We start from the raw sequence: 13401 nt of genomic DNA, 5'->3' as shown, positions 1-13401 counted from the left end.
TAGGTTTCTTATTTCTTTTTTCAGGCTATACGGTTAAGGTCGGTCTTTTCCCCATGTTTACCGCAGGCGTGGATGCAAAAGATGAAGCACCTGCACCTGCTGCGGCCTTATTGGCCACTTGCCTGTGTAATGCCGGGTTTGTAGCTATTCTTCGCGTTTATCAGATCATTATCCATAATGAAAGTGGTGCCTGGGCACAAAAAGTGCTTCTGATCAGTGCCGTACTTTCTGTTGCTATTGCAGCATATTACATGGTTCGGACCAAAGGATACAAACGTTTACTGGCTTATTCCGGAATTGAACATATAGGGTTAGCTACCATTGGTCTGGCTATGGGAGGAGCAGGATATTTTGCCGCACTGTTGCATATCGTACTTCATTCATTTGCGAAATCAGCTTTGTTTTTCCAATTTGGCCAGGTATCATACATATACCGGTCGGTCAACAAGCAGGATGTCGGTAATTATTTTCGGATAAATATTTGGGGCGGACTGGTTTTACTTATTGGTTTCTTTTGCATTACAGCGATACCACCATCGGGTTTGTTTGTCAGTGAATCGCTGATTTTCCTGTCTATGATGGAACAAAATCATCTGATCCTGATGGTCGTGGTTATGATCTTGCTCACCATTATTATATGGTCGCTTGGTAGAAGTTTTTTTAGATTGCTTTTTTCTTCATCAGGAAAAAATACCACAGGTGTGGAACCTCTTCCGTTTATTGAATCTCTTTCCCAATATGTCCTGTTCGCAATTGTTTTTTGGTTGGGTATCTTTCCTCCGGACTTTTTTATTCTTCAACTTACCGAAATTATATCGGAATTCATGTAGTTAAGCATTCAATGTTATTTCTTATTTATTTAAGTTGCATTGATTAAGTCGATTACGCTTATAGAATAGGACATTAATTTATGGTGTTACTTAAATCTTATGTTTTTGCATTAAATTTGCAGCAATAAATACATTAGATCCTTTTATACTGATCGAGCATGAATGTTACCATAAAACCCTACACAATTAATTCCCATTCGCTTTTTTGTCGTTTTTGTGCCTGTATCTGTTTTTTCCTTTTTACTGTACCTTGTGTTCTCGCCCAGGAACAGGATCCGGAAAAGCCAAAAATACTTGCAGATATTACCAGTGATGGGAAAATTGAACTGAACCGTCCCGTACAGGTGGATAATATTTTAAAAATGCAGATAGCCAATAATGCCTTGCAGAAAGGAATTATGGGGTACCGTATTCGTATTTTTTCACAATCGGGACAGTCTGCACTACAAAAGATGAAAGAAACAAGGGCCTTGTTTATCAGGAATTTCCCGGACATAGAACCATATAATAGATTTGATTCTCCTAATTACCAGATACTTGTAGGTGATTTTCGTACCAAGACAGAAGCGCTTCGCCAGTGTAAAATAATATCCAAAAAATTCACCGGTGCTTTTATAGTTAACGAAATAATAGAGATAAAGGAATAAGGATGACCGACTCTTTGCAACATGAATGTGGGATCGCTTTTGTAAGGCTTTTAAAGCCGTTGGAGTATTACCACAGCAAATACGGTAGTTGCCTGTATGGTTTACAGAGACTGCACCTGATGATGGAAAAACAACGGAACCGCGGACAGGATGGTGCCGGAGTTGTTTGCGTAAAGCTGGGCATGCCTCCTGGAAAAAAGTATATTTCCCGGGAACGTTCCGTAAAACCATCATCGCTTGATATCCTGTTCAGGGATATTTATAACCCTATCAATAAGCTGGGAAAACGAACTCCGGAATTACTGGATGATGCTGTCTGGATGAAGCAGGAAATGCCTTTTGCCGGAGAAATATACCTGGGGCATTTAAGGTATGGTACTTATGGGAGCGACTCATTGGAAGCCATACATCCGGTAATGCGGCAGAATAACTGGAAAACCCGTAATCTGGTATTGGCAGGGAATTTTAACCTGACTAATGTCGGTACTTTATTTCAGATACTGACTGATCTGGGACAATATCCTACCGGATATTCGGATACCGTGACTATGTTGGAAAATATCGGGCACTTCCTGGATCGTGAGAACCAGCATTTATTTGACCGGTTCAAGAAAGAGGGATATAAAAATGCAGAAATATCCGGTTTGATTGCTGAAAACCTGAATATAGGGAATATATTATCCGAGTCCAGTAAAAAATGGGATGGTGGATACGTGATCAGTGGTGTAGTAGGACATGGGGATGCCTTTTTTTATCGTGATCCGTGTGGAATCCGTCCTGCATTTTATTATCATGATGATGAGATTGTCGTGGTAGCGTCTGAGCGTCCTGTAATTCAGACCGCTTTCGATCTGGATGTGGACTCTGTCCGCGAGATAAAACCGGGGTATGCTTTTATTGTAAGATCTAATGGAACAATTTCAGAAGAACAGATCCGGACCCCTCAGGAAAAGAAGTCCTGTTCGTTCGAGCGGATTTATTTCTCACGTGGCAGTGATCAGGATATTTACAAGGAGCGTAAAATGCTGGGGAAACTTTTGATTCCTGAAATCCTTGAATCCATCCGTTATAACCTTGAGACAGCCGTTTTTTCCTATATTCCCAATACTGCTGAAACCGCTTTTTATGGAATGCTGGAAGGTGCAAACGAATACCTCAATGACCGGAAAAAGAAATTAATTCTGGAAGCGGGTGATAAATTGACACCTGCCCGTCTGGATAAGATCATGGATGTGCATACCAGAGTCGAGAAAGTAGCCATTAAAGATGCTAAATTGCGGACCTTTATCACTCAGGATAAAAGCCGGGCGGACATGGTCGGTCATGTATACGATATCACCTATGATACCATCCGGCCGGGAGTCGATAACCTGGTGATCATTGATGATTCTATTGTTCGCGGAACTACGCTCAAACTGAGCATTATCCGCATCCTTGACCGTCTCGGGCCTAAGAAAATTGTATTTGTTTCCTCATCTCCGCAGATACGTTATCCTGATTGTTATGGGATTGATATGACACGGATGAATGAATTTATTGCCTTTCAAGCGGCTATTGCTTTGTTGAAGGATACCGGCCGGGAATCCGTCATTCAGGAAGTATACCATAAGTGTAAAAGTCAGGAAGGCCTGTCCGATGCGAAAATAGTCAATCATGTAAAGGAGATTTATGCACCATTTTCAGCCAGGCAGATTTCGGTAAAAATTGCTGAATTATTACGTACTCCTGAAATAAACGCGGATATAGATATTATCTTCCAGTCAATTGAAAATCTGCATCAGGCCTGTCCTAACGACACCGGGGACTGGTATTTTACCGGTAACTATCCTACACCGGGAGGAAACAGGGTGGTCAATAATGCATTTATCAACTATATTGAAGGAAAAAACAGGCGAGCCTATTAGTCCGCCTGTATATTCAATCCATTCAAAAGAACTATTGTATTCAACTGGAGGCACATGTTTCCGGATAATCATATTATTCGATATCATTTGTTCCTGTTTTTCGTATCGTTGTTTTATTGATCATGAACCGGCTGGTTCTATGAATTCTCCTATGGTCAACATACATGTAATATCGTTGAACGGGAATCATATTATCTCATAATAACAACAAAATAAAATGATTCATTCAATTTGAATGAAATTTTTTTTGTAAAAATTTGTTTTATTGCAGGTGTTTTACTTTATTTGACAGAGAATAACCATGTATGGATCATTGAAAAATATTCCGGAACTTATGATGAACTATTGTGCTAATTATAATCAACTTGATTGTGTCTAAAGAAAGCTTACCGGAGAAATGCAGGTGTAAATAATAGGAGTGTCCAGTGGGGAATAATTATTGATTTCAGCCTTAAAAAGGCAAGGGGTAAATATCCATAAAGTCTGAATTTTATACAGTTTTTACAATATTATATGGGTCATAAAATGTAATTACATAAATCGATATTTTAGTTTGCTTATATTCAAAATGTTGCGAATGTTGAACCCCGCAGGCTTCAACGAAGTTAATGTTGAATTTTAAATTCGAAATTATATAATATCCATTGATAAATTATTATTATGAGATCAGAGAATTACAAATACTATTGTTGTTTTATGTGCATAGCATTTTTTTTAATGCTTCCCGTAGGAACCAATGCCCAGGAAAACAGGTCAGATAAAATAGACCAGGAGATTTTATTATTTCATAACTCGATGAAATCTGCTCAGCAAACCCGGTCTGGCATAAATCCGGGTAGGACGTACTATAATTTATTGTTGGCAGGGCCATTAGAACACGATCAATATTTTTATGTCGACACAAAAATTCCCTTTATGGCTTATCCTGCGCCTCAGGTACATGTTACCGGTTATAATTACGGACATCCCAATAAAGCGATAAAATTTACTCTGGGCTGGTATCACTGGGCAGGAACCTGGTACTGGACGCAATACCGAAATGATATAGGTTATTACAATCCTTCCAGGATACGTTTAGGAACATATGATGACAATGGAGTGGTCCGTGTACGCATTGAAATAGCAAATGACGGGATCTATTGGAGCAGTTATTCTTTTTCGGCGACCGATCATCAGGGGGATGCTTCATTTTATGAGGGATGGACCTACCATTCGGGACAAATGCCGGAAGGAACCGGCAATATAACCACAGTAGAAGAATATCCTTATGTAAAGATAGGCACTTCCGGTTCGCCCACCACACTTATTGTAGCCGGTGATATCGTATCCCGTGAAATACGTATAGAGGCCAATGCCGGCGCCGATTTTGTCTTTGATGAAGGTTATTCTTTACGTCCTTTAAAAGACGTAGAGCAATTCATTACCGAAAACAAACATCTGCCGGATATTGCTCCTGCCGATAGTATGGTGCGCAATGGGGTAAGTATGGGGGAAATGCAGATAAAATTATTGCAAAAAATAGAGGAATTGACCTTGTATATCATTGAACAGGAAAAAAGGCTGAATGAACAGGGACAACGAATATTTGAATTAGAAAACAGAAAATCACTTGATGAATAAATAGATTAATAGAATGCCATGAAAATTAGACGATTTCAGATAATATCCATATGTTTATGGATAATAAGCATCAATGCTTGGTCGCAAAATATTCCAATATCTTTGCCTGAGTTGATTCCTGCTTCTCCTGAAGCTGCTGCCATAGCAAAATATATAAATTATCCGGTAGATTATAACTCGGGATTGGTAAAAATAGAAATTCCGCTTTATGAAATACGTGTAGGTGAGTTGGTGCTTCCTATAACTTTAAGTTACCATGCATCGGGCATCAAAGTAAATGAAAACTCCGGTTGGGTCGGGCTTGGATGGACACTGAGCGCTGAACCTTCGGTATCAAGATCTGTAAAAGGAAAACCCGATGAAAAAGCTTCCGGTATTTTACAAAATTCCAGCATGCCCTCTACATGGGACAAATACCTCATTTGGCTCGCCCACGAAACTGGAGGAACAGAAGAAGAACCGGATGAGTTTTATTACAGATTACTCGACCGGAGTGGTAAATTTTATTTTCAAAAAACAGCAGGCGAAACATCACCTCACACAGTATTGACACATACCTATGATCCGGTCAACATAGAGTTTGATTATAATACACCTATGAAAATAGAAATGATTGATGACAGAGGAGTATATTACAGGTTTGGTACAGCATTGAATGGCGCATATAATAACTTTATAGAGCGGACTTTTTCGGGGCTTGATGAATTAGCAGTGACATGTTGGAAAGCAACAGAAATAATCTCTCCCTGCAGCCGTGATACCATTTTTTTTAATTATTCGGAGAGTGAAGAAAAATACTTTTCCAATACAGATGTGATTACTGTAGAAGATAATATTGAGGGTTCTCGCACAGAAAAGATTGAAACTCTCATATGTAATACAGCTACTTTTCCTTATATTACCTATATAACCAATTTTGATCCCAGAATGATAACAAATTATGTCGTGGGTGAATATGGTCAATTACAGGAATTTTTTTGTAATATTGAAGATTATTATTCCAGATCAACAACTGTCCGGGGCAGAAAAATTAAAACAATCAGCTTCCGTGGAGGTAAAATTACATTTACTACAAATAATAATCGCTTAACTTCAATTAACATATATGATGGGGAAAAGTCTGTAAAAACTATTTATTTCTCCCAAAGTACTTACGATTTAACCGGAGAAATGAATTCTTATGGATTAAGAAGAGACAAGCTGGATTACATCACCATAACGGATGATGCTACCAATATCTCGGAAAGATACAGCTTTTCCTACTATAGTGATTTCCTTCCTGATCATGTCATGTCGAAGTCCTATGATCACTGGGGGTATTATAACGGAGCAAACGGCGATAATATTAATGCAGTCCCTATTAGTATTATTAGAGGTAAACGGTGCCATAATGATGTCGCATCTAGATCTTTTCAAATAGGTGAAGCCGATAAAAACCCCAATCCGAATACAATGTATTATGGAAGCCTGAAAAGTATTACTTATCCTACCGGAGGTACTACTACTTTTAGTTATGAACCCCATAGATACTTCGATGAAGACCTTATAGACTATGCGCCGGCAGGAGGATTGCGTATCGTTTCTATAGAAGATTACGACAGGATGACTGATGGAATTACTTATCGTTATTTTGAATATGGTCCAAACTCCGGAAATAGAGGAATCATAAAAAAGCCCGTAACAACAGATGATTATATGATTGAACAAACAAAAATGTATCTCAGTTATGTCGGTAATGATAATGGTCATTTATTTGATCCCATAGAAACAAGATTCAGGACCTTTTATTCCAGTTCGCTGACCGATCTTTTTTATTCCGGTGGTTCCCCTGTTTTTTACGATATGGTTACCGAATACGTTTCGGATGATCCAATAGATAAAGGTAATTTAGGAAAAACGGTATATAAATATAAGAATTATCGGAGATATAAACCGGAAAGAGAAGAACTGACGGATATTTTTTATGAGTACCAGGCCGACTGGATGGATGACCAATTGCAAGAGAAGATTGTTTACAGATATAATGATGATTGGTATAATAATTCTGCGGATAATAAGTTTATTCCGGTATCACATACTAAATATTTCTATGAAATATATAAACCGGGTGATATCAGGGTCGCTAAAGTATTTAGAAGAAAAAAATTGATTGGACAAACTCTTTATCCAAGAACGAATGATGATTATGAAGATATATTGTATAAAAGTTATGCTATAAAAACGGGTATCAGTAAACCTATTAGAGAAATAACCAAAGAAATATATGGTTCTGATACTCTTATAATCAATAAAACATATGGATACAGGAGTACTTCTAATACTCTTTATCAAAACCGAACTGAAATTAATAGTAGTACCGGCGACAACACGATCGAAGAATTTGGTTATACTGAAGATGTCCGTTTTTCCGGAGATGCCGAAATCGCACGACAACAGATGTTGTTCAACCGACAATATAATAATTTGCTTTTACACACAAAACGCAGGTGGACAAAATACAAAACGACAAAGCTCCTCTATGATATCTTCGATAATAAAGTATTACCGGCAACCATTGTTTCATCTACAGAAAATTCTGCGGAAGAAGCAAGAATACATTATCATGAATACGACCGGCACGGTAATCCGGTGTGTGTTTCGCAAGAAAGTGGTCCGCAGATTGTATATATCTGGGGATATAATTTCCGATATCCGATAGCAAAAATAGAAAATACATCTTTGACAGAAATAACCGGTTTGCTGGGTGAAGATATATTTAATATCCTGGGGCAAAAGAGAAGCCTTTCCGAAAGTGACATTATGACATTAAAAAATTTGCGGACACAGTTGCCTAATGCACATGTCAATGTATATACTTATCATCCTTTAATAGGAATGTCATCCGAAACCGATCCTTCTGGAAGAACTATTTATTATGAATATTCATCAGGAGGAATGATAACTGTAAAAGATGAAGAAGGAAATATTATCAAGGAATATTTTCGTCATTATAGTGAGCTTTAGTATTGAAACAAAGCGGCAAAAACAGGAAAAAATAATATCTCTTTACAATCAGCTGGTATTAACATTATTAGAAAATTTATCAAAAAATAAATTACAAGAATGAAAAAGAAAATTATCATCTATCTCGTTTTGTCAATAGGATTTTTACTGACATCGGTTATTTCAGCCATTCCTTATCAATATGAAGATAGTAAACGAAATACAGCCATTTTAAAGCCTGATTCCGCTTCCATGTCGGAACAAAATAATTCTAACATGCATCATTATAGCAGTGCTGTTAATACAAATACTTTATGGCGAGACCTGAATTATTTGATGACCGTGACCCCATTGCAGGAAATAAGTAATACAGATATTGCATACAGAACTAATATCGTGCTCCCTGATCAGACGCTGGCATCTGTTTCCATCGAGTATTTCGATGCACTTGGCCGGCCGTTGCAAAACGTGGTGGCAAAAGCTTCTCCTGAAGGGAAAGATTTGGTGACTCCTATTAAGCTCGATGCATTCGAAAGAAATTCAAAAATATACCTTCCTTATGTGTCTTCTGATGGGACGGGTGTTTACAAGCGTAATGCCATAGCAGATCAAAAGGCATTTTATCAACCGGAATGGACAACATGGTCTACAATGAAATATGAGTCTTCGGCTACAGGTCGGATATTAATAGAAGGTGTTCCCGGAGATGCATGGAATAGTTCTCAAGATACTTTAGATAAAGGAATAACTTATTTTTATAGAACAAATTATAGAGAAGAAGTTCCGGTTTGGTCGCCTTATGGGATTGATAGTATTATGTTGGAATTGTATTTCGATCCCGGAACGCTTCGTGTTGTAGAAATAACTGATGAAGATGATCGGAAAACAATACAATATACCGATTTGGATGGTAACATGATAAGGCATCGTCGCAAAATTGCCTCTGAAAAATATGCGGATACAGATTATGTTTATGATAATAAAGGACGGTTATGCTATGTATTTCCTCCGGTTATTCCTAAAAACCAACCAAAAATCATGTATTCTGTTTTACAACATTATGTTTATGAATACCGATATGATTATCGAGACCGGATCATCGAAAAATACATTCCCGGTGCGGGATGGACGCATATTGTCTACAATAAGCTCGATCAGCCCGTAATGACCCAGGATGCCATCCAGCGGGAAAAAGGAGAATGGGCCTTTACCAAATATGACGCTATCGGACGTATGGTGATGTCTGGTATCGTGCAGGACGGCCGTTCCCGCAGGAACTGGCAGGAAGCTATAAATGCGCAGACTGCTCCCCTTTGGGAATCTCCCCTTTCCGGAGGAATATGCGGATATACCAACCAAAGCGAACCGAAAAATCTAACGACCGGTGATGTTTATCTGGTCAATTATTATGACAGTTACGATTTTCCGGGCAGCGAGTCCATTTATACTCATGCTGATGATCGGGTAAAGGGTTTTGTCACAGGAAACAAGACACGCATTCTTGATACGGACGAATGGCTGACCGCCACTCTTTTTTATGATAATAAAGGGCGGCTGCTTCACACCGTAGCCGAACAACCAAAAATCGATAACAGCGAGGTAAAGGATAAGGTTACCCTTACCTACGATTTTACAGGGAAAGTACTTTCCACCGTACGTGAACATCTCAAAGGCGGCACTGCAGTATTTGCTTTGACAGAGATCAACCGCTACGACCATGCCGGGCGGTTACTGGAAGTCAAACAGCATATCACGGGTAATGATACGGTAGTGGTAGCTGCCAATACCTACAACGAACTGGGTCAGTTGGTCCGCACAGACCTGCATAATAACAGCCTTGAGTCCACCGGATACAACTACAATATCCGCGGCTGGCTCAGAGAGATCACTGGCAATCTTTTCAGTCAGAAGCTCCATTACCATGAATCTGTCAGCAGCCTGAACAGCACCCCCCAGTGGGGTGGCAATATCAGTGCCATGGAATGGAAAACACCCTCCCGGAACGACTACTGGCATGCCTATGCCTTCAAGTACGATTCGTTGAGCAGGCTTAAGGAAGGCGCCTACGCCCGCAGTAATGCCACCGGCAACAGTAATACCACCTACGGTTCCGACCAGGGAAAATACAACGAGGGTTACCGGTACGATATCATGGGTAATATCAGGAAGTTGGACCGCTGGCACAACGGGGATCAGATCGACCAATTGACCCTGTCGTACAACGGTAACCAGCTGGGCCAGGCCTCAGACTCCATAATCCATGAGGAAGACGAAGGCTCCTCCGGCACCGGAATCATCCGTGTGATCACCCTGAACAGCCCGGCTAATGCCGGTATCCGGGAAGCCTGCGAAGGCTTCGTACTACAGCCCGGCTTCCAATTTGCCGCCACCTCAGGAAACGACCTCACCCTTCGCATCAACGACCAGCTGTGTACCTCCGAACCAAGCACCCCCGGGTTCGTCGGGAACGGCACCTACGGTTACGATGCCGCGGGAAGGATGACCACCGACAGCAACAAGGGGATCACCATAGCCTACAACCACCTGAATCTGCCCACCCTCATCACCAAGGACCAGGAAACCCTCGAGTACACGTATGATGCCATCGGCCGCCGTATCCGTAAGAAGTTTGGCAGCAAGGAACGTCATTATATCGACGGGGTGGAATACGAAGGCAGCGAACTGAAATTCATCTCCACGCAGTACGGGCGTATCCGCAAGACCACCTCCGGGTGGGTCTATGACTACTTCCTGAAGGACCACCTGGGCAATGTCCGTGTCGTGCTCACCAGTGATCCGGACAATAGACAGCGCTATATGGCCACCATGGAAGAGGGCAAATCAGGAGAAGAAGGGCTGTACTTCGACAACCTTGAAAACACGCGCTCCGACCGTCCTTACAACTACCCCGACAAGAACCCGGCTAACAGCAAACTGGCCAAGGTAGCAGGCAAGAGCCAGGGTCCTAAGATCACCCTGAAAGTGATGGCGGGCGACACCATAGAGATCAGCGCACAGGCCTTTTACAATATCGATAAAAGCCTACCCGGCAGCGGCCTGGACATCGCCCCCGTAGCCGCCAGCGCGATAGCCGCCCTTTCCGGTAACGCCACCGCCCCGCTGGGTGAGTTCAGCACGCTGGCCACCGACCTTGGCGCCACCGCCAGTACCTCCGCAGTATTGGCCCCCTTACCCGCAGGAAATAACGACGAAGACTCCCCGCAGCCCGAATCCGGCCTGAATTTTGTACTGTACAACAGGGAGTTCGAAGTGGTTGAAGCCCATACCGGACTTCTCCCGGTAGATGACAAGATCAACAAAATCCAGCAGTTATCCGGTGATAAGATGGTACTCAGTGAAAGCGGTTATATGGAGATCTATGTGAACAATGAAGCACAGACCCCTGTTTATTTCGATAACCTATCGGTGACAAGGTCCTCGGGCAATGCGGTGGAAGTGAATGCGTACTACCCGTACGGAATGATCATCCCTCTGCTGAGCGACCATGAAGTGGAAGGGTTCAATGCTTATAAATACAATGTCAAGGAATTACAGGAAGAAATGGAACTGAACTGGCTGGACTACGGAGCAAGGATGCTGGCTACAGAGATTCCTGTATGGTTTGTACCAGATGCTTATGCTGAAAAATACTATCATTTAAGTCCATACAGTTTTGCGGCTGGGAATCCTATAAATAATATCGATATAAATGGGGATAGTATAAAGCGTTCCAAAGCTTTTGAAAGTGACAAAGACGCTATGGATCGATATAATGCATGGGCTGGTACTGATGAAGGGAAAGCATTTATAGAAGCCTTTGAAATAGGAGGTAAGTATGGACACATTTCAGTTAATTTTGTGCTAGGTGACCTACCTGGGAATGGTAGAGCTGAAACATTTATTGTTAATAAAAAAACAGGAGAATCCAAAGAGTATGAAGGAAATTTAGGAGAAAAAGGAAGGAAACTAGCATTGGGTCAATCTAGTGATGAATACCTGAAATATGAATTACAATTTGATTTTGCAGAAGACTATACAGATATACAATTAGGTATTGCCGAAGGGGCTAAAACCATTAATCACGAGAAGCAGCATTTATTAATAAATCAAATGACATTATTAAAAAAGAAAGAAAGAATATCTCCATTTGAACAACATAAGATGATGAATGATCCTAATGGGATCTTTTATTCTGATAGATATAGTTTTTATAAACAATTAAAACCACTCTGGAAAAACGATTATAATAGCAAGCTCAACCATGGAAAAGTTAAAAATTTACATAATTATATACATGAAAAAATTAATAATTTTACCGATTAATTATTGTTTCATATTAATATCATTGGTTTCATGTAATAATAAATTGCCAGAAAGAGATGATGCAATAATTAGATTTGATAATATTTATAGTGACTATATCAGTATTGATACATTACACTTTACTCTTGAAACGAATATAAAGGAAAATCATACTACAGAGATGGGCTACCATTACATTAACGGCAATTTACGTTCTTACATTATTGACACTGCATTAACGAGGCTATCGTTTAAACTGAATGGAGAAGAACAAAATTTTGTTTTTTTAGATTTTAAGATATTTAAAACCAGAGAAAAACAATATACAGTATATAAATTTGCTTCAAATTTTAAAGCGGAAGATGGTTGCATCAATCATTTTTATGTGCCTGATTTTGGAATTATACTTACTAGTTCAAGGTATTGGGGGAGTTATGAAAAATTATGGATCAACAATATGGAGTCACAACAAGAAATAGATAACTTAATAGAATTGATAATTCTTAACTACAAATTTTATTATGGATGTGTTGATAACTATGGTCAGCCTGAAAAATTAATACTGCATTGTTATGATGAGACTATTCCAGACAATCCACCTGATAGTACCTTAAATATATTTGATTTATTGGATATTGAGTAATTCCACCCGTTTGGCTATCTAAGATAAATGCAAGAAAAATCATTTTTTAAATATCCAGTGTTTTTTTCAAAGACCTCCGTTGGGCGGAATATAACAGATGAAAGTTAAACGGCAAATGTTTTGCCTTTTGAAATATAGCCAAATATGTAATTTGGCAGATGGAAATAAAAGCGCATGTGTCCATGCTGAGAATTTAGTGGTAATATCTTGAAAAAAGCAGTTTAATGTAGTTCTGTTTTAGGCGGGTTTGGCACATTGAACGTCATGACCAGTATCTCCGTCGTGCTGACTTGCATACCCGGAGGAAATGATGACGAAGATTGTCCTCAGCCCGAATCCGGTATTAACTAAGCGGAGCCCTTAGTTTGCGTTATAAAAATAAAAGCGATGTTAATCCCTTACTTTTGTTGTAAAAAAGAAGGAATTAACAGACTGACCAAGGTAAACTAATAAGCGAGCTAAGTTTAAACTTA

Annotated in this window: 7 protein-coding genes; all 7 read left to right on the top strand. The window is 39.8% G+C overall.

Going from position 1 to position 13401, the window contains the following annotated elements:
* Window positions 1–830, top strand: an 830-nt coding sequence (locus LBQ60_22145; protein ID MDR2040626.1) for a hypothetical protein, incomplete at its 5' end; no start/stop codon positions are given.
* Window positions 831–988: 158 nt separating this feature from the next.
* Window positions 989–1477 (top strand): hypothetical protein, encoded by a 489-nt coding sequence (locus tag LBQ60_22140; protein ID MDR2040625.1) that lies wholly within the window; start codon window positions 989–991, stop codon window positions 1475–1477.
* Window positions 1478–1479: 2 nt separating this feature from the next.
* Window positions 1480–3381, top strand: coding sequence for an amidophosphoribosyltransferase (locus LBQ60_22135; protein ID MDR2040624.1), 1902 nt, complete (start codon window positions 1480–1482; stop codon window positions 3379–3381).
* A gap of 696 nt (window positions 3382–4077) precedes the next feature.
* Window positions 4078–5001, top strand: a complete 924-nt coding sequence (locus LBQ60_22130) for a hypothetical protein (GenBank protein ID MDR2040623.1) — start codon at window positions 4078–4080, stop codon at window positions 4999–5001.
* A 102-nt stretch (window positions 5002–5103) separates the two neighbouring features.
* Window positions 5104–8004: a hypothetical protein gene (locus LBQ60_22125; protein MDR2040622.1), complete on the top strand. Its 2901-nt coding sequence runs from the start codon at window positions 5104–5106 to the stop codon at window positions 8002–8004.
* A 99-nt stretch (window positions 8005–8103) separates the two neighbouring features.
* A complete protein-coding gene (locus LBQ60_22120; protein ID MDR2040621.1) occupies window positions 8104–12306 on the top strand; it encodes a DUF6443 domain-containing protein in 4203 nt (1400 codons plus the stop codon).
* Window positions 12278–12928: a hypothetical protein gene (locus LBQ60_22115; protein MDR2040620.1), complete on the top strand. Its 651-nt coding sequence runs from the start codon at window positions 12278–12280 to the stop codon at window positions 12926–12928. Before LBQ60_22120 ends, LBQ60_22115 begins: the two co-directional genes overlap by 29 nt.
* Window positions 12929–13401 lie beyond the last annotated feature (473 nt).

This window comes from Bacteroidales bacterium, from assembly GCA_031275285.1.
In the GTDB taxonomy this organism is placed as follows: domain Bacteria; phylum Bacteroidota; class Bacteroidia; order Bacteroidales; family UBA4181; genus JAIRLS01.
The sequence above is the reverse complement of the archived record's forward strand: the minus strand, read 5'-3'. Positions and strand labels throughout refer to the sequence as shown.